This window comes from Streptomyces sp. NPDC050145, assembly GCF_044460245.1.
Classification (GTDB): Bacteria; Actinomycetota; Actinomycetes; order Streptomycetales; family Streptomycetaceae; genus Streptomyces.
The window spans coordinates 221,759-247,690 of the sequence record NZ_JBITJS010000006.1; the positions used below are offsets into that span (position 1 = coordinate 221,759).

The 25,932-nt window shown below is 74.1% G+C and carries 22 protein-coding genes; 13 read left to right on the plus strand and 9 right to left on the minus strand.

What is annotated here, in order from left to right:
• Positions 1-59 precede the first annotated feature (59 nt).
• The 3 genes from ACIBTU_RS14505 to ACIBTU_RS14515 all read left to right on the plus strand — a co-directional run bounded on the left by ACIBTU_RS14505 (position 60) and on the right by ACIBTU_RS14515 (position 2,853).
• Positions 60-1,886, plus strand: a complete 1,827-nt coding sequence (locus ACIBTU_RS14505; protein WP_399126419.1) for a CocE/NonD family hydrolase — start codon at positions 60-62, stop codon at positions 1,884-1,886.
• A gap of 134 nt (positions 1,887-2,020) precedes the next feature.
• Positions 2,021-2,263, plus strand: coding sequence for a lipopolysaccharide assembly protein LapA domain-containing protein (locus ACIBTU_RS14510; protein WP_399126420.1), 243 nt, complete (start codon positions 2,021-2,023; stop codon positions 2,261-2,263).
• A 17-nt stretch (positions 2,264-2,280) separates the two neighbouring features.
• Positions 2,281-2,853 (plus strand): GNAT family N-acetyltransferase, encoded by a 573-nt coding sequence (locus tag ACIBTU_RS14515; protein ID WP_399126421.1) that lies wholly within the window; start codon positions 2,281-2,283, stop codon positions 2,851-2,853.
• Here ACIBTU_RS14515 and ACIBTU_RS14520 read toward each other — a convergent pair.
• Positions 2,822-3,172, minus strand: a complete 351-nt coding sequence (locus tag ACIBTU_RS14520) for a DUF6204 family protein (protein ID WP_399126422.1) — start codon at positions 3,170-3,172, stop codon at positions 2,822-2,824. The two genes, ACIBTU_RS14515 and ACIBTU_RS14520, sit on opposite strands and share 32 nt — an antisense overlap.
• A gap of 112 nt (positions 3,173-3,284) precedes the next feature.
• Here ACIBTU_RS14520 and ACIBTU_RS14525 point away from each other — a divergent pair, with 112 nt between their 5' ends.
• Together ACIBTU_RS14525 and ACIBTU_RS14530 are read left to right on the plus strand one after the other, a co-directional pair.
• Entirely contained in the window at positions 3,285-4,184 is a 900-nt protein-coding gene (locus tag ACIBTU_RS14525; RefSeq protein WP_399126423.1) for an arginase family protein, read from the plus strand.
• 40 nt (positions 4,185-4,224) lie between these two features.
• Entirely contained in the window at positions 4,225-6,237 is a 2,013-nt protein-coding gene (locus ACIBTU_RS14530) for a DUF5107 domain-containing protein (RefSeq protein WP_399126424.1), read from the plus strand.
• Between the two features lie 247 nt (positions 6,238-6,484).
• Here the strand turns inward: ACIBTU_RS14530 and ACIBTU_RS14535 are convergent, their stop codons facing one another.
• The 4 genes from ACIBTU_RS14535 to ACIBTU_RS14550 all read right to left on the minus strand — a co-directional run bounded on the left by ACIBTU_RS14535 (position 6,485) and on the right by ACIBTU_RS14550 (position 10,527).
• The gene (locus ACIBTU_RS14535; RefSeq protein WP_399126425.1) at positions 6,485-7,783 is read right to left on the minus strand and encodes an amidohydrolase; all 1,299 of its coding nucleotides are present in this window, start codon (positions 7,781-7,783) and stop codon (positions 6,485-6,487) included.
• A gap of 55 nt (positions 7,784-7,838) precedes the next feature.
• The gene (locus ACIBTU_RS14540) at positions 7,839-9,131 is read right to left on the minus strand and encodes an amidohydrolase family protein (RefSeq protein ID WP_399126426.1); all 1,293 of its coding nucleotides are present in this window, start codon (positions 9,129-9,131) and stop codon (positions 7,839-7,841) included.
• A 103-nt stretch (positions 9,132-9,234) separates the two neighbouring features.
• Entirely contained in the window at positions 9,235-10,107 is an 873-nt protein-coding gene (locus ACIBTU_RS14545) for a GntR family transcriptional regulator (protein ID WP_399126427.1), read from the minus strand.
• Between the two features lie 60 nt (positions 10,108-10,167).
• The gene (locus ACIBTU_RS14550; RefSeq protein WP_399126428.1) at positions 10,168-10,527 is read right to left on the minus strand and encodes a VOC family protein; all 360 of its coding nucleotides are present in this window, start codon (positions 10,525-10,527) and stop codon (positions 10,168-10,170) included.
• Positions 10,528-10,690: 163 nt separating this feature from the next.
• On the opposite strand from ACIBTU_RS14550, the gene ACIBTU_RS14555 reads away from it, so the two are divergent.
• Together ACIBTU_RS14555 and ACIBTU_RS14560 are read left to right on the plus strand one after the other, a co-directional pair.
• A complete protein-coding gene (locus ACIBTU_RS14555; protein ID WP_399126429.1) occupies positions 10,691-12,565 on the plus strand; it encodes a transketolase in 1,875 nt (624 codons plus the stop codon).
• A gap of 74 nt (positions 12,566-12,639) precedes the next feature.
• Complete coding sequence (locus ACIBTU_RS14560) at positions 12,640-13,389, plus strand: GvpL/GvpF family gas vesicle protein (RefSeq protein WP_399126430.1); 750 nt, start codon at positions 12,640-12,642, stop codon at positions 13,387-13,389.
• An 18-nt stretch (positions 13,390-13,407) separates the two neighbouring features.
• Here the strand turns inward: ACIBTU_RS14560 and ACIBTU_RS14565 are convergent, their stop codons facing one another.
• Both ACIBTU_RS14565 and ACIBTU_RS14570 read right to left on the minus strand, forming a co-directional pair.
• The gene (locus ACIBTU_RS14565; RefSeq protein WP_399126431.1) at positions 13,408-14,223 is read right to left on the minus strand and encodes a class I SAM-dependent methyltransferase; all 816 of its coding nucleotides are present in this window, start codon (positions 14,221-14,223) and stop codon (positions 13,408-13,410) included.
• A gap of 144 nt (positions 14,224-14,367) precedes the next feature.
• Positions 14,368-15,873 carry a bifunctional phosphatase PAP2/diacylglycerol kinase family protein gene (locus ACIBTU_RS14570; RefSeq protein ID WP_399126432.1) on the minus strand — a complete coding sequence of 502 codons (1,506 nt, stop codon included), beginning with the start codon at positions 15,871-15,873 and terminating at the stop codon, positions 14,368-14,370.
• 123 nt (positions 15,874-15,996) lie between these two features.
• On the opposite strand from ACIBTU_RS14570, the gene ACIBTU_RS14575 reads away from it, so the two are divergent.
• The 3 genes from ACIBTU_RS14575 (at position 15,997) to ACIBTU_RS14585 (ending at position 20,273) form a co-directional block, all read left to right on the plus strand.
• Positions 15,997-17,619: an ABC-F family ATP-binding cassette domain-containing protein gene (locus ACIBTU_RS14575; RefSeq protein WP_399126433.1), complete on the plus strand. Its 1,623-nt coding sequence runs from the start codon at positions 15,997-15,999 to the stop codon at positions 17,617-17,619.
• Between the two features lie 300 nt (positions 17,620-17,919).
• Positions 17,920-19,197, plus strand: coding sequence for an aminotransferase class I/II-fold pyridoxal phosphate-dependent enzyme (locus ACIBTU_RS14580; protein ID WP_399126434.1), 1,278 nt, complete (start codon positions 17,920-17,922; stop codon positions 19,195-19,197).
• Positions 19,194-20,273: an MBL fold metallo-hydrolase gene (locus ACIBTU_RS14585; protein WP_399126435.1), complete on the plus strand. Its 1,080-nt coding sequence runs from the start codon at positions 19,194-19,196 to the stop codon at positions 20,271-20,273. Before ACIBTU_RS14580 ends, ACIBTU_RS14585 begins: the two co-directional genes overlap by 4 nt.
• Here the strand turns inward: ACIBTU_RS14585 and ACIBTU_RS14590 are convergent.
• Positions 20,253-20,885, minus strand: a complete 633-nt coding sequence (locus ACIBTU_RS14590) for a DedA family protein (RefSeq protein WP_399126436.1) — start codon at positions 20,883-20,885, stop codon at positions 20,253-20,255. The two genes, ACIBTU_RS14585 and ACIBTU_RS14590, sit on opposite strands and share 21 nt — an antisense overlap.
• Positions 20,882-21,655, minus strand: a complete 774-nt coding sequence (locus ACIBTU_RS14595) for an MBL fold metallo-hydrolase (protein WP_399126437.1) — start codon at positions 21,653-21,655, stop codon at positions 20,882-20,884. The genes ACIBTU_RS14590 and ACIBTU_RS14595 overlap by 4 nt, the downstream gene beginning before the upstream one ends.
• Positions 21,656-21,736: 81 nt before the next feature.
• On the opposite strand from ACIBTU_RS14595, the gene ACIBTU_RS14600 reads away from it, so the two are divergent.
• The 3 genes from ACIBTU_RS14600 (at position 21,737) to ACIBTU_RS14610 (ending at position 25,913) form a co-directional block, all read left to right on the plus strand.
• On the plus strand, positions 21,737-22,174 hold the full coding sequence (locus tag ACIBTU_RS14600; protein WP_399126438.1) for a hypothetical protein: 438 nt from the start codon (positions 21,737-21,739) through the stop codon (positions 22,172-22,174).
• A 159-nt stretch (positions 22,175-22,333) separates the two neighbouring features.
• Entirely contained in the window at positions 22,334-24,394 is a 2,061-nt protein-coding gene (locus tag ACIBTU_RS14605; RefSeq protein WP_399126578.1) for an alkaline phosphatase family protein, read from the plus strand.
• Between the two features lie 88 nt (positions 24,395-24,482).
• The gene (locus tag ACIBTU_RS14610) at positions 24,483-25,913 is read left to right on the plus strand and encodes an amino acid permease (protein WP_399126440.1); all 1,431 of its coding nucleotides are present in this window, start codon (positions 24,483-24,485) and stop codon (positions 25,911-25,913) included.
• The last annotated feature ends 19 nt before the right edge of the window (positions 25,914-25,932 follow it).

A 25,932-nucleotide genomic window follows, 5' to 3' on the forward strand; every position in this document is an offset into this window, starting at 1 on the left:
CGGCCCGCCTCAAAATCCCCCCGCACACCCATTGACCGCTCCATGACACGTGTCACACCATGGCTCCGCCCGCATACTTACCGGTCGGTACAAGCCCGCGTGGAGGCCCCGTGTCCAGAGCCCGTCTCAAGCCGGCCATCGCCCTCGGCGCCGCCGCGGCCGCCCTGGCGACTCCGCTCGTCTGCGCCACGCCCGCCGCGGCGACGGGACAGTACACGGTCACCGCCCTCAAGTTCACCGTGCAGACCGGCACCCGCACCTGCACCGTCGACGCCGACCTGTACCGGCCCGCCGGCGTGGACGCCGCGCACCCCGCCCCCGCCGTCCTCACCACGAACGGCTTCGGCGGCAGCAAGTCCGACGGGTCCACCGACGCGACCGGGAAGGCCTTCGCGCAGCGCGGCTACGTCGGGCTCGTCTACTCGGGGCTCGGCTTCGGCAAGTCCGGCTGCCTCGTCTCCCTCGACGACCCGCGCATCGACGGCAAGGCCGCCTCCGCCCTCGTCGACTTCCTCGCCGGGACCCGCGCCGCCAACGACGGCACGAAGGCCGACTACGTGACGAAGGACGGCGAGGGCGACCCGCGCGTCGGCATGATCGGCGGCTCCTACGGCGGCGCGATCCAACTGGCCACGGCCTCCGTCGACCACCGCGTCGACGCCCTCGTCCCCCTCATCACCTGGAACGACCTCGCCTACTCGCTCGACCCGCAGAACGCGGCCGACCGCGAGGTGCCCGGCGCCTTCAAGTGGCAGTGGAGCAACGGCTTCTTCCTCATGGGCGAGGGCCAGCCCCTCATCGTGCCGAACCTCGACCCGTCCCGCATCAACAAGCTCGGCTGCCTGCACTTCGTCGACGACGCCTGCCAGACGATCCGCACCCTCAACTCGGGCCGCTACCCCGCGGAGCGGACGAAGGACCTGCTCGCCTACGCGCGCAGCGTGTCCCCGGTCTCGTACCTCAAGGACGTGAAGGCGCCGACCCTGCTCGTGCAGGGGCAGGCCGACAGTCTGTTCAACCTGAACGAGGCCAGGGCGACCTACGACACCCTGCGCGCGCAGGGGACCACGGCCAAGATGATCTGGCAGTCCTGGGGGCACAGCGGCGGCCTCACCGACCCGGCGAGCGGTGAACTGAACCTGGGGCAGGGCAACTTGGAGACGAGCTACGTCGGCCGGCGGGTCCTCGCCTGGTTCGACCGGTACCTGCGCCACGAGAAGGGCGTCGACACCGGCCCCGCGTTCGCCTACTACCGCGACTGGATCGGCGACCCGAACGGGACGTACGCCACGGCCGCCGACGTGCCCGCCCTGTCGCGGAAGCTGTACCTGTCCGGCGACGGCAAGCTCGTCGACAACCGCCGGAAGGTCGCCCGGGGCAGCCGCGAGTACCGCAACTGGCTCGTCCCGACCAGCCACTCCGAGTCCTCCCTCGCCGGCATCATCGGGCTCCCCGACCCGGCCCCGTACGACATCCGCGGCACCTACCTCGACTGGACCACCGAGCCGCTGACCGGCCCCACCGACGTCGTCGGCGCGCCGAAGGCCACCCTGAAGGTGGTGTCGCCGCGCAGCGAACGCGTGCAGAACTCCGGCGACGCCGCCGACAAGCTGGTCCTCTTCGCGAAGCTGTACGACGTCGCGCCCGACGGGAAGAAGACGCTCGTGCACCGGCTCGTCGCCCCCGTCCGGGTGCCGGACGTCACCCGCCCGTTCACCGTCACGCTCCCCGGCATCGTGCACCGCTACGAGAAGGGCCACCGGATCCGGCTCGTGATCGCGGCGAGCGACGACGCGTACGGCGGCAACAAGGGCGTCAAGCCCGTCACCGTCGTCAGCGCCCCCGAGGACACCGGCACCCTGGAGCTGCCCGTCGTCGCCCCCTGAGCCCCGGACAGCCCGAACAGCCCCGTCACCCGTACGGCCCCCGGCCGCTGCGCGATCACCCGCTCCCCGCCCATGCTGGGCGGGGAGACGGTGACGGCCGCCGGGGGACCGGCGGGTACGGGAAGGGACGGCCGATGAGCCCCAAGGACACCGCGAGCAGCACGAAGAGCCGCGGCACCAGCATGTTCACGCCGGGCCGGATCGCGATGCTGGTCCTCGCCGTCCTCGTCCTGGTCTTCATCTTCGAGAACACCCAGGAGGTGAAGATCCGGCTGCTGATCCCCGAGGTGTCCATGCCGCTCTACCTGGCGCTGGCCGCGGTCGCCCTCATCGGCGCGGGCTGCGGCGCCTATTTCACGCGCAGGCGGCGCAAGTAGATCCGTAGGCTGGCCCGATGAACGATCTTGCCGCCGAGAGCGCGCGCGTCGCGATACGGCCCCTCACCCTCGACGACTGCGACGAGTTCGTCGCGCGGGCGCGCGAGAGCCGGGACCTGCACCGCCCCTGGCTCTTCCCGCCCACCGACACCGCCGCCTTCGCCACCTACGCCGACCGGCTGATCGACGCCCCGGACCGGCACGGATTCGTGGTGTGCGAGCGGGACACCGGCGCCCTCGCCGGATACATCAGCATCAACAACGTGGTGCACGGCGCCTTCCGCTGCGGCGCCCTCGGCTACGGGGCCTTCGCGCACGCCGCGGGGCGCGGCCTCATGAGCGAGGGCCTCGCGCTCGTCGTGGACCAGGCCTTCGGGCCGCTCGGGCTGCACCGCCTGGAGATCAACGCCCAGCCCGGCAACGCGGCCTCCATCGCCCTCGCCCGGCGCGCCGGGTTCCGCCTCGAAGGCTTCTCGCCCGAGTTCCTCTTCATCGACGGAGCCTGGCGCGACCACGAGCGCTGGGCGCTCACCACCCAGATGCGGGACAGGCAGCTGCTCAGCGCGCGGAGCGGCCGGCCTTCCGGTTGATCTTCATGGTGTCCATGTCGGTCACCGTCGAGCGCAGCTCCCCGTGCCCGTACCCGCGCTCGCGCAGATACGTCCCGGCGCTCTCCTCCGCGAGCGCGCCCGCCATCTCGTCCCCGTCCGCCGGGTCCGACGCGACGACGTAGCGCATCGAGAAGTGCTTGAGCGCCCGGTCGTAGGCGAGCGAGCCCTCGGGGCCGAAACGCATCCCGGCTATGCCCTCGTGCTCCGCGACCTCGGCGAGCAGCCGCTCGCGCGCCGCCTCGGTCAGGCCGTCGAAGGTGCCGCGGACGATCACGCGGTAGGTGTGCTGCTCGGCCATGACGGGTCGTGCTCCTCTGGGGGCGGGCGGGGGGATGCGGGGTGCGAACGGGGCGTCGGCGGGCCGACGAGTCCGTTGACGGGGCCAGGGTACGTCGATCAGGGTGAGGCGCATGCGGAATATCGTCGCGCTCGACGCCCCCTCCAACCTGGGGCTGCGCCCGCCCGCCCCCGGCACCGTCCCCGGGGTCTACAAGCTGGCCGGAGCGCTGCGCGAGCAGGGCATCGTGCGCCGGCTCGGCGCTCTCGAAGGCGGCGTGGTCGTCCCGCCGCGCTACGACCGGGGCGACTGGCAGGAGGGCGACGGCGTCTTCAACGCGGCCGCCCTGCGCGCGTACACGATCAAGCTGGCCGACCGCATCGAGGGACACGTGTGGGCCGGAGACTTCCCGCTCGTGCTCGGCGGCGACTGCTCGATCCAGCTCGGCGCGGCCCTCGCCCTGCGCCGCGTCGGCCGCTACGGACTGGCCGCCGTCGACGCCTCCGCCGACTTCCGCCACCCCGGCAACTCCGACCGGATCGGCGCCGCCGGAGGGGAGGAGCTCGCGCTCGGCACCGGACGCGGCCAGAGCGACCTCACCGACATCGAGGGTCTGCGCCCGTACCTGCGGGACGAGGACGTGCGGCTGTTCGGCGGACGCGACGCCTTCGAGGACGACCGGGCCGAACTGGCCGCGCTGAAGATCCCGAACACGACGGTCGGCGAACTGCGCGAGTGGGGCGTCGACGAGCTGGTGCGCGGCCATGTCCTGAGCCTGGAGACCCCCGTCCTCGACGGGTTCTGGCTGCACCTGGACGCCGACGTGCTCGACCCGTCCGTCATGCCCGCCGTCGACAGCCCCGACCCGGACGGCCTGCTGCCCGACGAACTCCTCGCGCTGCTCCGCCCGTTGCTCGCCTCCCCGCGCTGCGTCGGCATGAACATCACGATCTACGACCCGGACCTCGACCCCGACGGCACGGCCGGCGCGCTGCTCACCGACCTCGTCGTCGCGGCCTTTGCGCAATCCTGACCGGAGCGGCCCCTGGTCACCGTCCCGATGAGCATGTTCCATGGTCATCGGGGCGGGCCGCGCCCCGAGGCGACGGGAGGCAGCCGTGACCGACATACGCCGCGAGGCACTGACCCTGCCGGGCGTCGCGTTGGGACCCACGAACCCGCTGCCACCCCTGCACCCCCTCGACGAGGCGCACCGCATCGACGAGCGCTCCCGCGAGGGCCTGCCGCTCGGCATGGCCCGGCAGCTCGGCTACCGGCCGCTGACCAGCGTCCTGCCCGAGCGGATCCGCGACGGCTACGGGCGCGACCGCGCGCCCGTCACCCTCGACACGATCGTCATCGAGAACGACCGGCTGCGCGCCACCGTCCTGCCCGGCCTCGGCGGCCGTGTCGCCTCCCTGTGGCACAAGCCCACCGAGCGCGAACTCCTGTACCGCAACCCGGTGTTCCAGCCCGCCGACTTCGCGCTCAACGGGGCCTGGTTCTCCGGCGGCATCGAATGGAACATCGGCGCCACCGGACACACCACCCTGTCCTGCGCGCCACTGCACGCCGCCCGGGTCGAGGCGCCCGACGGCACCGCGATGCTGCGCCTGTGGGAGTGGGAACGACTGCGCGACCTCCCCTTCCAGGTCGACCTGTGGCTCCCCGACGGCTCCGACTTCCTCTACGTGGGCGTGCGGATCCGCAATCCGCACGAGAAGCCCGCGCCCGTGTACTGGTGGTCGAACATCGCCGTGCCCGAGGAGCGCCGCGTCCTCGCCCCCGCCGAGGAGGCCTGGCACTTCGGGTACACCCACACTCTGCGCCGGGTCCCGGTCCCCGTCTCCGAGGGCGCCGACCGCACGTACCCGCTGAACAGCGAGTACCCCGCCGACTGGTTCTACGAGGTCGAGGACGGGCGGCGGCGCTGGGTCGCCGCGCTCGACGACGCGGGGCACGGGCTCGTGCAGACCTCGACCGACGCGCTGCGCGGCCGCAAGCTCTTCGTGTGGGGCGGCGGCACCGGAGGGCGGCGCTGGCAGGACTGGCTGACCGAGCCCGGCACCGGGGGCTACTGCGAGATCCAGGCGGGGCTCGCCCGGACCCAGCTGGAGCACGTACGCCTGGAGGCCGAGGGCGAGTTCAGCTGGCTGGAGGCCTACGGGCCGATGGCCGCCGACCCGGCACTCGTGCACGGTGCGGGGGACTGGGGCGCGGCCGTCGGCGAGGTCGAGCGGCGGCTCGGGGAGGTGCTGCCGCGGGCGGACGTGGACGCGGCGTACGCGGCGTGGCTGCCGTGCGCCGACGCCGAACCCGGGGAGCGGCTGGCCGACGGGTCGGGCTGGGGTGCGCTCGAACTGCTGCGTACGGGTGGGAAGTTGGCGGGAACGCCGTTCGAGGAGTCGACACTCGGGGCGGCTCAGGAGCCGTGGCGGGAGCTGCTCGAGACCGGGGCGTTCCCTGAGCCGCGGCGGGTCGGGCCGCCCGGGCCCACGCTCGTCGCGCCGGAGTGGCGGGACATGCTGGAGACGGCCCCGGCCAGGCCGCTGTCCGAGTACCACCTCGGGGTCGCGCAGTGGCACGCCGGGGATCGGGCGCAGGCGGTGCGGAGCTGGGAGCGCGGGCTCGAACTCGCCCCGTCGCTCTGGCCGTTGCTGCGGTGTCTCGCGGTCGCGGACGCGGCGGAGGGGTTCGCGGAACGGGCCGCGGACCGGTACGCGGAGGCGTTCGACGACCTGTGCGCGGAGCGGCGTGACGGGGGTGAGGTCTGGGTCGCGGTGTCCGCGGCGCTCGGGCGGGAGGCCATCTCGGCGCTCTTGTCCGTGGGGCGGGTTCAGGCGGCCCGGGATGTCTGGGATCGGGTGCACCCCGAGACGCGGGCGCGGGGGCGGTTCCGGTTGCTGGAGGCCGAGTTGCTGCTGGCCGAGGGGGACGTCCCGGGGGCGCGGGAGGTTTTCGTGGCCGGGTTCGAGGTGGCAGATCTCCGCGAGGGTGCGGAAGTTCTGGCCGATCTCTGGGCTCGGGTGGCCCCCGACGAGCCTCTGCCTCCGGCGTACGACTTCCGGATGCGGCCCGACGCGTGAGGGGGGCGGCGCCGTTGCGGGTTGCGGAATCGTCGCCGGGTGCGGCCCGGTGGGGCTTCTCGCGCAGTTCCCCGCGCCCCTGAGATGCGCACTTCGTGCGCCATCTCAGGGGAAGGCTGCGCGCAGCGCATGCCTTCAGGGGCGCGGGGAACTGCGCGACCAGCCCCCGCGGCGGGAGAGCCGCACTCAAACCCCTCCGGCGATTGAGCCCCAGGGCGCGGGGAACTGGCGAGCTAGCGGTGACGGGTCAGACGAGCTCGCCGGCGCGGGCCACTACCTGGCCCCCGTGGACGACCATGTCGCGCTGCGGCATGTCGACCACGATCTGCGGCACGCACTCGCCCCGCACCAGGACGAAGTCGGCCGGCGACCCGGGCTTGAAGTCGACGTGGGGCAGGCCCATCACGTCGGCGGAGCCGTTCGCACCGACCGTGTAGCACGCGGTCAGTTCCTCGTCGAGGCGGACGTCCGTGATCTGGCCGAGGATGTGCGCCCGGTGCAGCATGTCCGCGTTGCCGAACGGGCTCCAGGAGTCCCGGACCCCGTCCGAGCCCAGCCCGACCCGTACCCCGTGCTTCTGCAGCGCGGCGATCGGCAGCACCGTGTTGGGACCCGGCGCCACCGTGGTGAGCGCGATGTCCTGCGCCGCCAGCTCGCCGGCCATCGTGTCGAGCTCGCCCTCCGACAGGTACGGCAGGCAGAACACGTGACTGACCGTCACCTTGCCGCGCAGCGACAGCGCCTTCGTACGGTCGATGATGCCGCGCAGCACCTTCGTGCCCTTCTCGTCACGGTCGTGGAGGTGGATGTCCACCCCGATGCCGTGCTTGTCCGCGAGGTCGAAGACGAAGTCGAGCTGCTCGTCGAGGGCGTGGTCGAAGCTGATCGGGTCGATGCCGCCGACCATGTCGATCAGCCCCGTGCGGGCCGCCTCCGCGAGGAGCTTGTCCGTGCCCGGCGTCCGTACGACACCGTGCTGCGGGAAGGCCACGAGCTGCACGTCGAGCGCGTCGGCGAGCCGCTCCCGCGCCTCGGCGATGCCCTCGAGCCCGGCGAGACCGAAGGCCGGCGCCACGTCGGCGTGCGCCCGCATGGCGCGGGTGCCGCGGGTGACGGCGTGCGCCATCAGACCGTAGGCACGCTCACCGACGGGACGCTTCTGCGCCTTGAACAGCTCGACGTCCTGCTCGCAGAACTCGGCGATGGAGTTCGCCGGCTTGCGGGTCACCCAGGAGCCGCCCCAGCTCGTCTTGTCCGGGTGGATGTGCGCGTCGACCAGCGACGGCAGCGCGATGCGGCCGTCACCGTAGACGACCTTGGCGCCCTTGGGCGCCGGCTCGTCCGAGAAGACACCGTTGATGACCGTGAGGTCCACGGCCTCGTCGGCCCCGAACGGCCGGATGTTGCGGAACACCACGGCCTTGCGCGGCTCCGCGCGCCCGCTGCCGGACGCGGCCTGTGCCGCCCCCGCCGGGGCGAGGGTCGCCGCGCCGAGGGACGCGGCGCCCGCCAGGACACCGCGACGGGACAGGGAAGGGGGAGTCATACGTTGCTCCTCATGGGGGTGTGAGAGACGTACGGGTCGTGCGTGGCGGCGGGCTTCAGACCGCGATGCCCGAGTGCACCACGCGGGTGGGGGTCTTGAGGACCGAGAGGTCGGCCAGCGGGTCGCCGGACACGAGGATCAGGTCACCGGCGAAGCCCCGGGCCAGGCGGCCCACGGTGTCGGAGAGGCCGAGCAGCTTCGCCGCGTTGACCGTGGCGGTGCGGATCGCGTCGAGCGGGCTGAACCCGGCCGAGTGCATGAGCTCGATCTCGCCGCCGATGGGCTCGACGGTGCCGCCGGAGGAGTCCGTGCCGGAGACCACCGGCACACCCATCTGGTGCGCGGCGAGGGCTGCCTTCTTCAGCAGCGGGGTGTAGGTGCGGCCGCGCTCGTCGAGGACCGGGTCCTTGTCGCCGATCATGCCGGCGATGGCGCCGATGGTCGGCGTGAAGTACGTGCCGCGGCGGCGCATCTCGTGCAGCGTGCGCTCACCGACGAACGCGCCGTGCTCCAGCGAGCGGATGCCCGCGGTCACCGCGTCGTGGCAGCCCTGCTCGCTGTAGCTGTGGCACAGGACGCCCTTGCCGTGCTTCTTGGCGGTCGAGACGATCTCGGAGAGCTGCTCGTACGTGTAGACCTGCTCCAGCGGGTCCTGCTCGGCGAGGCCCGCGCGCGGGTTGGACCGGGTCTTGATGACGTCGGCGCCGCGCGCCACGTTCACCTCGACGACGCGGCGCAGCGCCGCGGCGGACACGACGCCGCCCTTGAGGCGGGCCAGCGCGGTGAGGTCGGGGTCGCCGAGGATCGTGTCGCCGAGGTCGGGCGAGACGAACACACCGGCGGCGCGCAGCCGCGGCGCGAGCTCCGGCGCCTGCCGGGCCAGCTCGCGCACGGCGATGTCCTGGTAGAAGTTCGTGGAGCCGCTGCGCGCGGTGGTGGCGCCCTGACGCAGCGCGGACCTGGCCTCGGCCACGGTGTTGATGTGGATGTGCGAGTCCACGAGACCGGGGAGCACCCAGCTGCCCTGCGCGTCCAGCCGGGGCGCGTCCTTCGGTACGTCGACGCGGCCGCGGCGGCCGGCCGCGCGGACCACGCCGCCCTGGATGACGACGACCGCGTCCTCGACGACGTCGCCGGTCGCCGGGTCGAGCAGCGCGCCGCCCTCGACGACCAGGTCACCGCTGCGGCCGGGGTTCTCGGAGCGGCGCGCGGCGCCGCCGGAGGCCGCCGAGGCGGGCGAGGCACCGGCGGCGAACGCGGTCGCGGTGCCGGCCAGGGCGGCGGAGGCGGCGAGCACACCGCGGCGGGTCAGACGGGCGGACGGCGGCGGGGTCGATTCGACGCACATTGCGGACTCCTCGGGGGCGGATCGTCTTGCTGGCCTATTGGTATACCAATCGGGGAAGGCGCGGCAAGGATCTGTCCGAGGGATGGCAGTGCTCAGGGGGATTTCACGACGATTGCCGGGACTTTCGCTTCTTCGGGGGCGCGGCCTCCTCCGTTTTGGTATACAGCTCGGCGTCGATGTGGCCGTCACCGTCGCCACCGTCGACACCGGCCGTGCCGAACAGGGAGCGCTCGGCCACCGCACGGCTGTCCCGCACGTGCAGCAGCGTGCTGGCCGCGGCCGACTCCGCGTCGCCCGCCGCGATGTGCCGGAACATGTCCGCGTGCTGGGCCCGCATGTGCGCCGGCTCCTCGCGCAGCCCGAACACCAGCTGCAACTGCCAGCTGAGCTGTTCCATCGTGCGGGCGAGCAGCGGGTTGTCGCACAGCGCGACGATCTCCTCGTGGAAGGCGGTGTGCGCGGCCACCTCCTCCTTGCCCCGGTCCGCCGCCGCGGCCCGCTCCGCCGTCTCCAGCGTGGCGCGCAGCGTGGCCAGGACCTGCTCCTCGTCCGCACCGGCCGCCGCCACCTTGCGGGCCGCGAGCCGCGAGGCCTGCACCGCGAGCGGCTCCCACACCTCGTACAGATGCCGGACGTCGGCCCGCTCCAGGCTGCGCACCCGCACACCGCTGCGCGGCAGCAGTTCGAGCAGGCCCTCCGCGACCAGCGCGCGCAGCGCCTCGCGCACCGGCACGCGGGACATGTCCAGCTCGGCCGCGACCTCGCGCTCCACGAGGCGCGAGCCCATCGGGTAGCGGCGGTCCACGATCCGCTCCCGCACCGCCTCGCGCGCCCGGTCGCTCAGGGAGACGTGCCCCTGACCGTTCCCGGCCCCGCTCCCGCTCTCCTTCGCGTCCTTCGAGTCCTTCGCGGGCCCGTTCCCGGACTCTTTCCCGGTCCCGTCCGCACGCCCTCGGTCCTTAGCGCTCCCGGCCATGTCTGCACCCCGTCCTTCACCCTCGTACTCGGGGCGAGGATACGTGGCGCGGCCGCCGGATCAGGCCGTCTCGGCCGCCTGCCGGTCCACGTACTCGAACACCGAGCCGTCCGGGTGCAGCGCGATCAGGTTGCGCCCCGCCGGGGTGCCCACGGGGCCGGCGAGGACCTGGGCGCCCGAGGCCGTCAGCGCGTCCTTCGCCTCGTCCACGTCCCGCACCGCGATCGTCGCGGACACCTTGCGCAGCACCTCCAGCTCCCGCTCCGGGCCGCTCATCAGCAGGAAGCAGCCGACAGCCGCCACCGAGACCCCGCCGCGCTCGAAGCGCAGGGCGGGGGTGCCGGCGAGCCGCTCGTAGAAGGCGACCGAGGACTCCAGGTCCTCGACGCAGATGCGCAGCGTGGTTCCCAGGATCTCCATGCCCGGAAGCCTAGTTGGCGGGCTCCGGCCGCGTGATCACTTCCCGCAAGCCGCCGGGGGAGAGGACCGGCGCACGTTTGACACCCCGAGGCAGGGGGACGCGGAGAGCCTGGCCGGCCGCGCGCCCGGCCCCGTCCACCGGACCCGTACACCGGAGGCCGTCGTGACCATCCAGACCGATACAGAACTGCAGGCGCTCGCCCGACAGCTGCGCGTCGACGCCGTCCGTGCCGCGGACGCCGCCGGCTCCGGACACCCGACCTCGTCCATGTCCGCCGCCGACCTCATGGCCGTGCTGCTCGCCCGCCACCTGCACTACGACTTCGCCCGCCCCGACCACCCCGGCAACGACCGCTTCATCCTGTCCAAGGGCCACGCGTCACCGCTGCTCTACGCCGCGTACAAGGCGGCCGGGGCCATCGGCGAGACCGAACTGCTCACCTTCCGCCGGCTCGGCAGCCGTCTCGAAGGACATCCGACCCCGCGCCGGCTGCCCTGGGTCGAGACGGCGACCGGCTCGCTGGGCCAGGGCCTGCCCGTCGCCGTCGGCACCGCCCTCGCCGGACAGCACCTCGACCACGCCGGTTTCCGCGTGTACGTGCTGTGCGGTGACAGCGAGCTCGCCGAGGGCTCCGTCTGGGAGGCCGCCGAGATGGCCGGATACGAACATCTCGACCACCTCGTGGCGATCGTCGACGTGAACCGGCTGGGTCAGCGCGGCCCCACCCGGCACGGCCACGACCTCGACGCCTACGGACGCCGCTTCCGGGCGTTCGGCTGGCACACCGTCGAGATCGACGGCCACGACGTCGCCGCGATCGACCGCGCCTTCGGCGAGGCCCGCGCGACCGTCGGGCAGCCCACGGCGATCCTCGCGCGCACCCTCAAGGGCAGGGGAGTCGCCGAGGTCGAGGACAAGGAGGGCCGGCACGGCAAACCGCTGCCCGACGCCGCCGCGGCGATCGAGGAGCTCGGCGGGGACCGCGCCGTCCACGTCGCGGTGGCCCGGCCGCCCGCCGTGCAGGTCCGCCACCCCGCGCGGCGCGACCGCGTCGACCTGCCCCGCTACGAGGTCGGCGACGAGGTGGCCACCCGCGACGCCTTCGGCCGGGCCCTCGCCGCGCTCGGCACCGCACGCGGCGACGTCGTCGTGCTCGACGGCGAGGTCGGCGACTCCACCCGCGCGGACCTCTTCGCCGAGGACCACCCCGAGCGGTACATCGAGTGCTACATCGCCGAGCAGCAGCTCGTCGCCGCGAGCGTCGGCATCGCCTCCCGGGGCTGGACCCCGTTCGCGGCCACCTTCGCGGCGTTCCTGACCCGCGCCCACGACTTCCTGCGGATGGCCTCCGTCAGTGACGCCTCCATCAACCTCGTCGGCTCGCACGCCGGCGTCGCCATCGGCCAGGACGGCCCCTCCCAGATGGGCCTGGAGGACCTCGCCATGTTCCGCGCGATCCCCGGCTCGACCGTGCTCCACCCCTGCGACGCCAACCAGACGGCCCGGCTCACCGCCCGCATGCCCGACCTGGACGGCATCCGCTACCTGCGCACCCTGCGCGGCGCCACCCCCGTGATCTACCCGCCGCACGAGGACTTCCCCGTCGGCGGCAGCAAGGTGCTGCGCTCCGGGGAGGACGACCGCGTCACGGTCGTCGCCGCGGGCGTCACCGTCCACGAGGCGCTGCGCGCCGCCGACCGGCTGGCCGGGACCGGCATCCCCGTGCGGGTCGTCGACCTGTACTCCGTGAAGCCCGTGGACCGGGAGACGCTGCGCGAGGCGGCGGACGCCACCGGCTGTCTGCTCACCGTCGAGGACCACCGCCCCGAGGGCGGCATCGGCGACGCCGTGGCCGAGGCCTTCTCCGACGGCTCCCCGACCCCGCGCCTGGTCCGCCTCGGTGTCCGCTCGACGCCCGGCTCCGCGACCCCCGAGGAACAGCTGCACGAGGCCGGCATCGACGCCGCGTCGATCGTGGCCGCCGTCGAGCTGCTCGTCGAGCACGAGATCGCACCGGCCGGCGCCGGACGCATATGAGCGTGACCGTCCGTACCTCGCCCGCTTCTACGTCGCCCGTCTGTACGTCGCACCAGTCGACAGGAGGAGTACGAGTGACCGGCACCTACGTCTACGGAATCGTCAACGCGGAACACCCGGCCCTGCCCGACGGCCTGGCCGGCATCGGCGAACCGGCCCGCGCGGTGCGCACCGTCACCCGGGGCCCGCTGACCGCCGTCGTCAGCGAGGCACCCGACGGGCTGCGCCCCGAGCGCCGTGACCTCCTCGCCCACCAGAAGGTGCTCTCCCGGACGGTGCGGGGCGGGCCGGTGCTGCCGATGCGGTTCGGCAGCGTCGCCCCCGACGACGAGACCGTCGCGGCGGTGCTCGCCGAGCGTGCCGAACACTGGCTGGAGCGGCTGCGGGCGCTGGACGGCAAGGTCGAGTACAACGTCAGGGCGCAGCACGACGAACAGGCCGTCCTGCACCGGCTCATGGCGGAGGACACCCGGATCCGCGACCTGGCCGAGAGTAACCGCACGGCGGGCGGCGGCACGCACGAGGACCGGCAGCGGCTCGGCGAGACCGTCGTCGCGGCCGTGCGGGCGCGGGAGGAGCAGGACGCCGCCGCGCTGCGGCACCTGCTGGAACCCGCGGCGGACGCGACCGTCGCCGGACCGGCCGACACGGGCGGCCTCGCGAACCTGTCCTTCCTCGTGGACGAACGCGCCGCGGGACCGCTGCTCACCGCCGTCGAGGAGGTGCGGCGCACCCACCCGCACGTCGAGGTCCAGGTCAACGGCCCGCTGCCGCCGTACAGTTTCGTCGAGCCGGGACCCGCGCCGCCCGCGGACCCCGAGTGAACCGCCCGCGCCCGGCGCTCACTCACGGCACAGGATCTCCCCGTGCGGCACCATGAACCACGCGTCCTCGTGCGTGCCCCAGTCCCGCCACGCCTCGGACACGGCTGTCAGCTCCTCGCGCGTCGCGTGACCGCCCTCGATCGCTCGGTCCGCGTAGGCGGAGGCCACCGTGCGGTCCGCCCACAGGCCGCGCCACCAGTCGATCTCGTCCGGCGCCGCGTAGCACCACACGCTCGCCGACGACGTGACGTCCGCCGCGCCGTAACCGGCTTCCAGGGCCCACGACCGCAGCCGCCGACCGGCGTCCGGCTCCCCGCCGTTGGCCCGTGCGACCCGCTGGTACAGGTCCTGCCAGGCCGTCATCCCCGGTGACTCGGGGTACCAGGTCATCGCCGCGTAGTCCGACTCCCGCACGGCGACGATGCCGCCGGGCTTCGTGACGCGCCGCATCTCGCGCAGGGCCTGCACCGGGTCGCCGACGTGCTGCAGCACCTGGTGCGCGTGTACGACGCAGAACGTGTCGTCCGGCCAGTCCAGCGCGTGCACGTCGGCGGTCGTGAAGTCGACGTTCGTCAGGCCCCGTTCGGCCGCGGTGGCGCGGGCCTGCTCCAGGATGCCCTCGGCGTGGTCGGCGCCCGTGACGTGCCCGTCGGGGACCAGCGCGGCCAGGTCCGCGGTGATGGTGCCCGGCCCGCAGCCGATGTCCAGGATCTTCATGTGCGGCTTCAGCGAACCGAGCAGGTATGCCGCGGAGTTGGCGGCGGTGCGCCAGGTGTGCGAACGCAGTACGGACTCGTGGTGGCCGTGGGTGTACACGGCGGTCTCCTGCGACATGGCCCGGTCCTTTCACGGAACGACGGCTCACCCGGAGCGGACGCCCCGGGGTGTGTGATCACCGTACGCCCGGTCGGCCGCATGATGAGATACCCGTCTTGAGATGTGGACAAGCGCAGGGCGGGAAGGTGAAGTGATCGGGTGTCAGATTCCGGTCGGCGGGCAGTACACGCGCAGGCCTTCGTGCTCCTTGTGCACCGTCAACGCGCCGTCGCACACGGTCACTTCACCGTCGTAGGCCAGCGGGGTGCCGGGCGTCACGCCGTCGACGTGGAGCCGCGTGAGCCGGGTCGCGGCGTGGAACGGGGAACGGGACAGCGGGCCCGCGAGGGCCGCCGCGAGCAGCCGCAGACCCGGCAGCCGGCCGCCGTCCACCGTGCGGACGTCGAGCAGCCCGTCGGCGAGATCCGTGCGCCGACCCGTGGTCAACCCCATGCGCCGGTACGTGCAGTTGCCCGCGAACAGCAGCCACAGCGGGCGCCGGCGGCCCTTGACGAGCACCTCCAGCGGATGGTCCCGGCGCAGCACGTGGACCGCCGCCACGACATCGGCGAGCGGACCGCCGACCCGCCCGGACCACCGCTCGCGCTCGCGCACCAGCTCCGGATACGCGCCCAGACTCAGCGTGTTGAGGAAGATCCCGGACGTGTCGCCCGAGCGGAACCGGCCCACGTCCACGGCCACCGCCTGACCCCGTTCGACCGCCCGCAGCAGGTCCCCGGGGTCCTCGATGCCCAGGTCGTACGCGAAGTGGTTGAGGGTGCCGCCGGGCAGGACCACCAGCGGCAGCGCGTGCCGGACCGCGACCCCGGCCGCCGTGTTCACCGAGCCGTCGCCGCCCGAGACGCCGAGCGCGCGGGCCCGCGGCGCCGCCTTCTCCAGCTCCGCCGCGAGCTCCGCACCCGTGCAGTGCACGAACTCGGCGCGGGGCAGCGCGTCCTCCAGCGCCCGGACCCGCTCGGGGCTCCCGGCCTGGCTGTTCACCACCATGACGAGCCCCTCGCCGCCCGGCAGCGCCGGCACCCCGTCGACCACCGGCTTGCCCGGCGACGGCAGCTGGTCGCGGGTCGGCACGAGGCCGCGCAGCGCGTACGCGGCGCCCACACCCAGCGCCGCGCCCGCGAGGACGTCCCCGGGAAAGTGCGCGCCTGTGTAGACCCGGGACGCCGCCACCGAGAACGCCACCGGCGCGAGCGCCGCGCCCCAGCCGCGCGACTCCAGCGCCACGCCCGTCGCGAAGGCCGCCGCCGAGGCGGAGTGCCCGGAGGGGAACGAGGTCGTGAACGGCTGCCGGTGCAGCTGTCGCACCAGGGGCACCGCGTCGAGCGCGGGACGCGGCCGGCGCACCGACCGCTTGCCGAGCGTGTTGATCGTCGCGGAGGCCAGCGCGAGCGAGGCCACCCCGCGCACCGCCGCGCGCCGGGCCCGGGGCGAACCGGTCGCCGCCAGGGCGCCGCCCGCCGCGAACCACAGCACCCCGTGGTTCGCGGCCCGGCTCAGCCGTGGCAGGATCCGCTCCGCGCCGGGCCAGTGGGCTCCGGCGGCGAACTCGAAGAGACGCAGGTCGAGGGCGGCGAGGCGGCCGCGCGGAGACCGGCCGGTGCCGGGTCCGCCCGTGCCCGTGGACGTGAGGTCACGCAGGGATCGCATGCCGGACGTGTACCCGCGCAGCCCGCCGGCACGTCACCCGGAGTCCCGGGACCACCGGGACGGCACGGTTCCGGGGGAAAGCCATTTGCCCGCGACACGCCCGGCCGCACAGAATGCGGAACCATGGGACATCTGGAAGCCGCGCATCTCGAGTACTACCTGCCGGACGGGAGGGCGCTGCTCGGTGATGTGTCGTTCCGCGTCGGAGAGGGCGCCGTCGTCGCCCTCGTCGGGCCGAACGGGGCGGGCAAGACGACACTGCTCAAGCTGATCTCCGGCGAGCTGCAGCCGCACGGAGGCGGCGTCACCATCAGCGGTGGCCTCGGCGTGATGCCCCAGTTCGTCGGCTCGGTGCGCGACGAGACGACCGTGCGCGACCTGCTCGTCTCCGTCTCCGGTCCGCGCATCCGGGAGGCCGCCCGCGCCGTCGACAAGGCCGAGCACGCGATCATGACCGTCGACGACGAGGCCGCGCAGATGGCGTACGCGCAGGCCCTCTCCGACTGGGCCGAGGCCCACGGCTACGAGGCCGAGACGCTCTGGGACATGTGCACGACGGCCGCGCTCGGCATGCCCTACGACCGGGCCCAGTTCCGCGAGGTCCGCACCCTCTCCGGCGGCGAGCAGAAGCGGCTCGTCCTCGAAGCGCTGCTGCGCGGCACCGACGAGGTCCTGCTCCTCGACGAGCCGGACAACTATCTGGACGTCCCCGGCAAGCGCTGGCTCGAGGAGAAGCTCCGCGAGACCCGCAAGACCGTCCTGTTCGTCTCCCACGACCGTGAGCTGCTCGCCCGCTCCGCCGAGAAGATCGTGAGCGTCGAGCCGGGACCCGGCGGGGCCGACGCCTGGGTGCACGGCGGCGGCTTCGCCACGTACCACGAGGCCCGGAGCGAGCGCTTCGCCCGCTTCGAGGAGCTGCGCCGCCGCTGGGACGAGAAGCACGCCCAGCTCAAGAAGCTGGTCCTCAACCTGCGGCAGGCCGCCGCCGTCTCGCACGAGATGGCGTCCCGGTACGCGGCCGCCCAGACGCGGCTGCGCAAGTTCGAGGAGGCCGGGCCGCCGCCCGAGCCGCCGCGCGACCAGGACATCACCATGCGGCTCAAGGGCGGCCGCACCGGCATCCGGGCCGTCACCTGCCAGGGCCTGGAGCTGACCGGCCTCATGAAGCCCTTCGACCTGGAGGTCTTCTACGGCGAGCGGGTCGCCGTCCTCGGGTCCAACGGCTCGGGCAAGTCGCACTTCCTGCGGCTGCTCGCCGGCGACGAGTCCGTGGCGCACACCGGGGCCTGGAAGCTCGGCGCCCGCGTCGAGCCCGGCCACTTCGCGCAGACCCACGCGCACCCCGAGCTGCAGGGGCGGCTCCTGCTCGACATCCTGTGGCGCGACCACGCCAAGGACCGGGGCGCGGCCATGAGTCTCCTGCGGCGCTACGAGCTCACCGCGCAGGCCGAGCAGAAGTTCGAGCGGCTGTCCGGCGGGCAGCAGGCGCGTTTCCAGATCCTGCTCCTGGAGCTGGCCGGTGCGACGGCTCTCCTTCTGGACGAGCCGACGGACAACCTCGACCTGGAGTCGGCCGAGGCCCTTCAGGAGGGGCTCGAGGCGTTCGAGGGGACGGTGCTGGCCGTGACCCACGACCGGTGGTTCGCCAAGTCCTTCGACCGGTTCCTCGTGTTCGGGTCCGACGGCCAGGTCCGCGAGACGCCGGAGCCTGTGTGGGACGAGCGGAGGGTTGAGCGGGCCCGCTAGCGCCGTAGCTCCGCCGGTTTCGTCGCCGGGTGCCGCCCGGTGGGGCTTCTCGCGCCCACGCGGCGGAGCCGCATATCGACACAGCCCCGCGCCCCTGAAATGCATGGCGCTTCGCGCCGCATTTCCCCGATGGGGGACCGCCCCGATGGAGATCGCGCACGAAGTGCGCATCTCCAGGGGTGCGGGGAACTGCGCGACCAGACCCCACCGCCCGGTGGTCGCCGACCGTCCGGCGGAGCTACGGCGCGCCGGGATCCCGCCCGGATGCCACCCTGGGGGCAGGCGAACCCAGGAGGCCCGATGGTGCGTGCGGAGGACCGGGGACCGGTGCGGTACGGGCCCGTGCTGCCCGAGCCGGGACTCCCCGTACTGCCGGAGCTGAGCGCGATCGTCGCCGCGGCGGCCGGCCGCCAGACGCCCGAACCGCCCGGCGGCCCCCCACCCCTCCTGGAGGCCGCCGGAGGCTACTGGCGCCGCCGGGGCCTGCCGACCGAGCGCACCCAGGTGACCGCCGCCCCCGGAGGGGCCCCGCTCCTGCTCGCCGTCACCGCCGCGCTCGGCGGCGACGTCCTGGTGCCCCGGCCCTGCCCCGCCTGGTGGGTGCCGCAGGCCCGGCTGCTCGGCCGGGACGTCTTCCACGTGCCGACGCCCGCCGAGTGCGGCGGCGTCCCGGACCCGTACGCCCTGCTGGAGACGGTGCGCCGGGTGCGGGCCGAGGGCGGGGACCCGCGGCTGCTCGTCCTGGCCGTCCCCGACGACCCGACCGCGACCGTGCCGCCGCCCGAGGTGCTGCACGAGGCGGTCGAGGCCGCCGTGGCCGAGGGCCTGCACGTGCTCAGCGACGAGACCTGGCGGGACACCGTGCACCCGGGCGCCGACACCGTCCTGTTCGGGCCCGCCGAGATGTACCCGGACGCCGTCACCGTCCTCACCGATCTGACCGGCGCCTTCCTGCCGCCCTCGCTCCCCGCGGCCTGCGCCCGCTTCCCGGCGACCGCCGAGGGCGCCCGGCTCGCCGACCGGGTCCGCGACGTCCTCACCGCCACCGGCGCCCTCCTCGCCGCCCCCGTCGCGGCCGCCGCGGGCCACGTCCTGGGCGAACCCGAGGCGGTCACCGCCCGCCGCACCGCCGCCGTCGCCCTGCACGCCCGGCTCGCCGGCGCCCTGGACGAGGCCGTCCTCGCGGCCGGAGCACTGGCCCGGCCCCCGCGCGCGGGCCGCCACCTGTACGCCGACCTGGAACCGCTGCGCCCCCACCTGGCCGCCCGCGGGGTCACGGACGCCCAGGAGCTGGAGGACTTCCTCACCGGCCGGCTCGGCATGCCCGCCCCCGGCGGCCACCGCTTCGGCGACGCCCCGGCCGCCCTGCGGGTGCGCCTGTCCACGGGTCCGCTGGCCGGTTCAACCCCGCAGGAGCGGGCCGCGTCTCTCACCTCACCGGAGCCCCTGGAATTGCCGTATGTGGAAAGGCTGTTGAGCATGGTGGGGTCGGCGCTCGGCGACATCCGCGGCGAGCCGGGCCCGGCGGGCCCCGCGGGCGGTGGACCGGCAGGCGAAGGATGGGAGTACCGGCGATGACGCAAGCGTCCGAGGCGCCGACGACGGAGGAGCCCGCACCGCGGGCCGATGCCACGGCGGTCCGGCCGCCCCTCGCCGAGCCACGGCCCCTCGCCGAACCACGGCCGCTCGGCGGGGGAGCGGACGTCCTGCGGATCCCGCGCCGCTGGCCCAAGACCTTCGCGCACCGGCTGACCGCGCCGCTGCCGGGCCTGCGCGGCTTCGCCCGGTTCGCCCGCGAGGGCCGGGTGCGGCCCTCCGCCGAGGGCCTGGCCGACATCCCGAACCTGCCGTTCGCGCCGGGCCCGCTGCCCGACGTCGACACCCGGACCCTGGCCGTCACCTGGGTGGGCCACGCCAGCTGGATCATCCGCGTCGGCGGTCTGACCGTCCTCACCGACCCCGTCTGGTCCCGCAAGATCCTCGGCACCCCGGCCCGCGTCACCCCGCCCGGGATCGCCTGGAGCGCGCTGCCCCCGGTCGACGCCGTCGTCATCAGCCACAACCACTACGACCACCTCGACTGGCCCACCCTCAAGCGCCTCCCGCGCGACACCCCGGTCCTGGTCCCGGCCGGACTGGCCCGCTGGTTCACCCGGCGGGGCTTCACCCACGTCACAGAGCTCGACTGGTGGGAGGCCGCCGAGCTGAAGGGCGTCCGTTTCGACTTCGTCCCGGCCCACCACTGGTCCAAGCGCAGCCTCACCGACACCTGCCGCACCCTGTGGGGCGGCTGGGTCCTCACCGACCGCGACGGACAGCGGATCTACTTCGCGGGCGACACCGGCTACGGCCACTGGTTCCGCGAGATCGGCCGCCGCCACCCGGACATCGACCTCGCCCTGCTGCCCATCGGCGCCTACGACCCGCGCTGGTGGCTGCGGGACGTGCACTGCGACCCCGAGGACGCGGTGCGCGCCGCGCAGGACGTCGGCGCCCGCCGGATGGCGCCCATGCACTGGGCCACCTTCCTCCTGTCGGCCGAGCCGGTCCTGGAGCCGCTCACCCGGCTGCGGGCCGCCTGGGAACGCGCCGGGCTGTCCCGCGCCGCGCTGTGGGACCTGCCGGTGGGCGGCTCACGCGTGCTGACCGCCTGACTCCCGGCCCCGCAGCCTGCGCCACAGCCCGGGCGCCACGCTGATCACCAGGGTCAGCGCCACCGCCGCGACCACGCCCTGCCACGGCTCGGGGAACAGGGAGCCGCCGAGGATGCCGATCACCTGGTACGTCGCCGCCCAGGCCAGACAGGCCGGGACGTCACCGCGGGCGAACCGCCGCAGTGGCATCCCGGCCAGCAGGCACGCCAGCATCACCGGGATCCGCCCGGCCGGCACGAGCCGCGACAGCACCAGGACGAGCACCCCGTGGTCGGCGAGCTTGTCCCGCGCCTGGGCCAGCCGCTCCTCCGGTGCCCGCGAGCGGATCGCCTCCAGCCACCGCGACCCGTTGCGGGACCCCATGCCGCGCCGCCCCAGCCAGTACAGGACGACATCGCCGAGGAACGCCGCGAACGAGGCGACGAGGAACACGAACAGCAGCGACAGCGGAGCCGTCTGATGGAAGGCCACGACCGCGGCCGAACTCACCAGCGCGCCCGTCGGCACCACCGGGACCAGCGCCCCGACGAACACGAGCAGGAACAAGGACGGGTAGCCGATGGCCTGTTGGGTGGACTCCGGCGCCACCTGCGTGGCGGTGGCGAGGATCAACGGGCCACCTCCGGACGCACGCTCTCGCCGTGCCCGAGCCGGTGCACCGCCACCTGCGGCGCCGCCAGCGCGGCCTGCCGCACGAACTCGTCGCCCGGCGTGTGGAACTCGTGCGGCCGCACCGCGTCCATCCCGATCGGCCAGTACGTCCCGTAGTGCACCGGCACCGCGCTGCGCGGCCCGATCCGGGCCAGCGCCTCGGCGGCCCGCGCCGGATCCAGATGGTGCGGGCCGAGGTAGGGGCCCCAGCCGCCGACCGGCAGCAGCGCCACGTCCACGGCGCCCACCGCCTCGGCCATGCCGTCGAACAGGCCGGTGTCGCCCGCGAAGTACGTCCGCGCCTCGCCCGTCACCACGAAACCGAGCGCGGGGGAGCGGTGCGGGCCCACCGGCAGCCGCCGCCCGTCGTGCTCGGCGGGCACCACCCGCACCGAGACGCCGCCCGCCTCGACCACGTCACCGGGCCCGACCTCCGTGATCCGCAGGGCGGTCAGCCGGCGCAGCCCCGGCACGGAACGGCTCGCGCCGCGCGGCACGAGCACCTGTGTGCCGGGCGCGAGCCGCGCGAGCGACGGCACGTGCAGATGGTCGGCGTGCAGATGCGAGACGAGGACGACGTCGGCACGGGCGGCGCTCGGCGGCGGGGGCGCGCCGCGCCGCCGGCGCAGATGCGCGAGGCGCCGCGTGAACAGCGGATCGGTGAGCACCCGGGTCCCCGTGTCCTCGACCGTGCACGTGGCATGACCCCACCAGGTGATCTCCACCGGCACCCGTTGCCTCCTCCGTGCGACTGCCCCGAGCCTACGTGCAGGAGTAGGGTCGAGCCCGAAAGACGAGGTGAGGGGGACACCATGGGCGCCATGGGCGCACCGGACGGCTCGGGACCCGGTCCGCTGCGGGTCGCGTCGATCGCCAGCCTGACTCCGCTGGAGGAGCTGGACGCGGACCCGTTCCTCGTCGACTCCCGCAGCCAGCACGCCATGTGCGCCCGCTGGGCCGCCGAGCGCGGCTACGTCGTCACACGTGAACTGCTCGTGCACGCGCTGCGCCCCGACCACGAGGTGCTCTGGGACGACGTGGACGCGGGCCTGGTCGACCTGTTCGTCGTCCCCTGCGACCGCGTCCTGAACGCGGCCCTCCGCTCGCCCGAGGCCTTCACCAAGGAATGCGCGCGGCGCGGGGTGCGGATGGAGACGGCGGGCCTGGCCGAGCCCGCGTACGACACGGAGATGAAGGCCCGCGTCCACCGCCGTCTGTCGATGCCCACCGCCGGGTACGACGGCTGCTGAATCCGGCCACGTCGGTGCGGCCGGACCGATCGGGCCGGGCCGTGTGAAAGCCTGGCCGACGACAGGACGAACGGGGCGGATCGGGCGAGGGGAGCCGGAGACGTGGCATCGGGCCGGTGGTGGCGGCGGGCGGCGAGCACGGTGTGGCGCTCCCTGACGGTGTGGGCCGCGAGCACCCTGACGATGATGGTCCTCGCCGGACTCCTGCCCGACTTCCAGCTGCAGTCGGCGAGCGGCGACAGCATGACCCGGGTCGCGATCACCGCCGCGTACGGCGCCGGTGCCTTCGCCGTCCTGTCCGCCCTGGTCTGGCCGCTCCTGGTCCGCGCCCTGCTCCTCGTCCCGGCGCTCGTCCTCGGCCTCGTCGTCTTCTTCCTCAACGGCGGCGTGCTGCTCGTCGCCCTGCAACTCGTCCCCGACGGCCGGGGCGAGATCAACGCGGAGACCGCCGTCGTCGTGGCCGCCGTGATGTCCGCCGTCGCGTCGGCGACCGGCGGCGCCCTCGCTGTCCGCGACGACGACGCCTACCGGCGCCGCCTGTACCGGCTCGCCGCCCGGCGGCGTCGCAGGGCCGGACCCGACGCCACCTGCCCGCCCACCCCCGGCACCGTCCTCCTCCAGCTCGACGGCGTCGGCCACGACCTCCTGAGGCGGGCCGCGGACCAGGACCTGATGCCCACCGTCGGCGCCTGGCTGCGCGAGGGCGGCCACCGGCTCACCCCCTGGCGCACCGACTGGTCCAGCCAGACCGGCGCCAGCCAGCTCGGCATCCTGCACGGCTCCACCTGGGACGTGCCCGCCTTCCGCTGGTACGAGAAGGACACTGGTGAGATCCAGGTGTCCAACCGCCCGACCAGCGCCACCGAGCTGCAGCGCCGGGCCGTCGAGCGCACCGGCGACGGCGGACTGCTCACCCTCGACGGGGCCAGCCGCGGCAACCTCTTCAGCGGCGGCGCCGAGCAGGTCGCCCTCGTGCTGTCCGTCGCCGCCCGCCGCGGCAAGGAGAACCGTTCCCGCGCGGGTTACTTCGCCTACTTCTCCGACCCGGCCAACGCGGTGCGCACCGCCCTGTCCTTCTGCGCCGAGGTCGGCCGCGAGATCGGCCAGTCCACCCGGGCCCGCGTCCGCGGCGAACGCCCGCGCGTCGGCCGCGGCGGGCTCTACCCCTTCATCCGCGCCTTCGCCACCGTCGTCGAACGGGACGTCGTCGTCGCCGCCGTCATCGGCGACCTCCTCGCCGGCCGCAGCGCCGTCTACGCCGACCTCGTCGCCTACGACGAGGTCGCCCACCACTCCGGCCCGTTCGGCCGCGACGCCGAGAAGGTCCTCGAACGCCTCGACCGCTCGCTCGCCCTGATCGCGAAGGTCGCCGAGCACGCGCCGCGCCCGTACCGGATCGTCGTCCTGTCCGACCACGGCCAGAGCCCCGGCGAGACCTTCCACTCCCGCTACGGACTCACCCTCCAGGACCTGGTGCGGGCCGGCTGCGGGCTGCCCGTGCCGCGCAAGGTGCGGCGCACCCGCAGCGGCGCCGAGGCCAGGTCCGCCGTGCGTGCCGCCCTGCACCGGCCCGTCGAGCGCACCGAACCGCCCGTCTTCCGGGGCCGGCGCGGCGAGCCCGTCGTCCTCGCCTCCGGCAACCTCGGCCTGGTCTCCTTCCCCGACGTGCCGCACCGCATGACGAAGGAGGAGATCGACCGCCGCCACCCGGCGCTCCTCGCCACCCTCGCCAACCACCCCGGCATCGGCTTCCTGCTCGTGAGCAGTGCCGAGCACGGCGGCGTCGTCCTCGGCGCGCGCGGCACCGAGGCACCGCTCGACACGCTCGCCGACGGCAAGGGCCCGCTCGCCGACTTCGGCCCGGGCGCCGCCGACGCCGTCCGCCGCACCCACTCCTTCCCGCACACCGCCGACATCATGGTCAACTCCTTCCACGACCCGGTGGACGGCGAGGTGCTCGCCTTCGAGGAGCAGATCGGCTCGCACGGCGGGCTCGGCGGCGCCCAGGGCCGGCCCTTCCTGCTCTCACCGCCGGACCTGTCCCCGCCGGTCGCCGACGGCACCGAACTCGTCGGCGCCGAGCAGGTCCACCACGTGCTGCGCCGCTGGCTGCGCGAGAGCGACGGCCCGCAGGTGCCGGTGGAGAATTCCCCGGCGGGCGGCGCCGACATCGCATCTTTTACGGTCGCTCCCCCCGAGCCGCGGGAGGAATCCGCCTGATTTGGCGGCCGGTGCCCACCCGCCGGACCATGGTGCGTCGCCCGGCGATCCCGCGGCGGTGACGGCACGACCGAGAGGCACTCCCCACATGCACGACACCGGAACCTCACTCCAGGTCTCGGCGAAGCTCGACCAGGGGGAGGCCGCGCAGCCCCCGTCCGGTGACCCGCGGACCCCGCAGGGCGAGAGCCGGCACACCCGCAGGTTCGGACTGCCGATCGCCACGGCCCTGGTCATGGGCAACATCATCGGCGGCGGCATCTTCCTGCTCCCCGCCTCCGTGGCCCCGTACGGCACGATCAGCCTGCTCGCCTTCGGCGTCCTCACCGTCGGCGCGATCGCGCTCGCGCTCGTCTTCGGGCGGCTCGCGCACCGGCACCCGAAGACCGGCGGCCCCTACGTCTACGCCCGCGAGGCCTTCGGCGACTTCGCCGGGTTCCTCGCCGCGTGGAGCTACTGGATCACCGCCTGGGTGTCGAACGCGGCGCTCGCCGTCGCCGCCGTCGGCTACCTCGACGTGCTGTTCCCGCTGAACGGCTCCACCCTGTGGACGATCGTCGCGGCCCTCGCCTGCCAGTGGCTGCCCGCCCTGTCGAACCTCGCCGGCACCCGCTGGTTCGGAGCGGTCCAGCTCGTCTCCACGATCCTGAAGTTCGCGCCGCTGCTGCTCGTCGCGATCGGCGGCCTGTTCTTCTTCGACGCCGACAACCTGGGCCCGTTCCAGGCCAGTGGCGACTCCGCGCTCGGCGCCGTCTCCGCGTCCGCCGCGATCCTGCTCTTCAGCTACATCGGCGTCGAGTCCGCGTCCGTCAGCGCCGGCGAGGTCCGCGACCCGCAGCGCAACGTCGGCCGCGCCACCGTCCTCGGCACCACCCTCGCCGCCGTGCTCTACCTGCTGTGCACCGTCGCCGTGTTCGGCACCGTCGCGCACGGCAAACTCGTCGACTCCGACGCCCCGCTCTCCGACGCCGTCAACGCCATGTTCGGCGGTACCTGGGGCGGCACCGCCGTCGCGATCGCGGCGATCGTCTCCATCGTCGGCGCGCTCAACGGCTGGACGCTGCTCAGCGCCCAGACCCCGTACGCGGCGGCGAAGGACGGGCTCTTCCCCGCCGCGTTCACCCGGCGCAGCCGCGGCATCCCGACCTTCGGCGTCGTCGTCGCCGTCGGCCTCGCCTCCCTGCTGACCGTCTACAACTACACGTTCGGCTCGGCCGGGGTCTTCGAGACGCTCGTCCTGGTCACCACGTTCACGGCCACCGTCCCCTACCTCCTGGCCACCGCCGCGCAGATCTACTTCCTGCTGTCCGGCCGCCGCGACCGCGTCCAGCCGGCCCGACTGGTCCGCGACCTGGTGCTCGCCTGCGCCGCGTTCGGCTTCTCCATGTGGCTGGTCGGCGGCGCCGGCTACGCGGCCGTCTACCAGGGTGTGCTGTTCCTCTTCGCGGGCGTCCTCGTGTACGCGTGCATGGCCGCCCGCAAGAAGCGCACCGCCGAGACTCCGGCGCCCCGGGCCTGACCCCGGGGCGCCGGGCCCG

What these genes read in the sequence shown, in the direction of transcription:
- ACIBTU_RS14505 (WP_399126419.1), top strand. Translation starts at nt 60, where the DNA reads ATGGCTCCGCCCGCATACTTACCGGTCGGTACAAGCCCGCGTGGAGGC.
- ACIBTU_RS14510 (WP_399126420.1), top strand. Translation starts at nt 2,021, where the DNA reads ATGAGCCCCAAGGACACCGCGAGCAGCACGAAGAGCCGCGGCACCAGC.
- ACIBTU_RS14515 (WP_399126421.1), top strand. Translation starts at nt 2,281, where the DNA reads ATGAACGATCTTGCCGCCGAGAGCGCGCGCGTCGCGATACGGCCCCTC.
- ACIBTU_RS14520 (WP_399126422.1), bottom strand. Translation starts at nt 3,172, where the DNA reads ATGGCCGAGCAGCACACCTACCGCGTGATCGTCCGCGGCACCTTCGAC.
- ACIBTU_RS14525 (WP_399126423.1), top strand. Translation starts at nt 3,285, where the DNA reads ATGCGGAATATCGTCGCGCTCGACGCCCCCTCCAACCTGGGGCTGCGC.
- ACIBTU_RS14530 (WP_399126424.1), top strand. Translation starts at nt 4,225, where the DNA reads ATGGTCATCGGGGCGGGCCGCGCCCCGAGGCGACGGGAGGCAGCCGTG.
- ACIBTU_RS14535 (WP_399126425.1), bottom strand. Translation starts at nt 7,783, where the DNA reads ATGACTCCCCCTTCCCTGTCCCGTCGCGGTGTCCTGGCGGGCGCCGCG.
- ACIBTU_RS14540 (WP_399126426.1), bottom strand. Translation starts at nt 9,131, where the DNA reads ATGTGCGTCGAATCGACCCCGCCGCCGTCCGCCCGTCTGACCCGCCGC.
- ACIBTU_RS14545 (WP_399126427.1), bottom strand. Translation starts at nt 10,107, where the DNA reads ATGGCCGGGAGCGCTAAGGACCGAGGGCGTGCGGACGGGACCGGGAAA.
- ACIBTU_RS14550 (WP_399126428.1), bottom strand. Translation starts at nt 10,527, where the DNA reads ATGGAGATCCTGGGAACCACGCTGCGCATCTGCGTCGAGGACCTGGAG.
- ACIBTU_RS14565 (WP_399126431.1), bottom strand. Translation starts at nt 14,223, where the DNA reads ATGTCGCAGGAGACCGCCGTGTACACCCACGGCCACCACGAGTCCGTA.
- ACIBTU_RS14570 (WP_399126432.1), bottom strand. Translation starts at nt 15,873, where the DNA reads ATGCGATCCCTGCGTGACCTCACGTCCACGGGCACGGGCGGACCCGGC.
- ACIBTU_RS14575 (WP_399126433.1), top strand. Translation starts at nt 15,997, where the DNA reads ATGGGACATCTGGAAGCCGCGCATCTCGAGTACTACCTGCCGGACGGG.
- ACIBTU_RS14580 (WP_399126434.1), top strand. Translation starts at nt 17,920, where the DNA reads ATGGTGCGTGCGGAGGACCGGGGACCGGTGCGGTACGGGCCCGTGCTG.
- ACIBTU_RS14585 (WP_399126435.1), top strand. Translation starts at nt 19,194, where the DNA reads ATGACGCAAGCGTCCGAGGCGCCGACGACGGAGGAGCCCGCACCGCGG.
- ACIBTU_RS14600 (WP_399126438.1), top strand. Translation starts at nt 21,737, where the DNA reads ATGGGCGCCATGGGCGCACCGGACGGCTCGGGACCCGGTCCGCTGCGG.
- ACIBTU_RS14610 (WP_399126440.1), top strand. Translation starts at nt 24,483, where the DNA reads ATGCACGACACCGGAACCTCACTCCAGGTCTCGGCGAAGCTCGACCAG.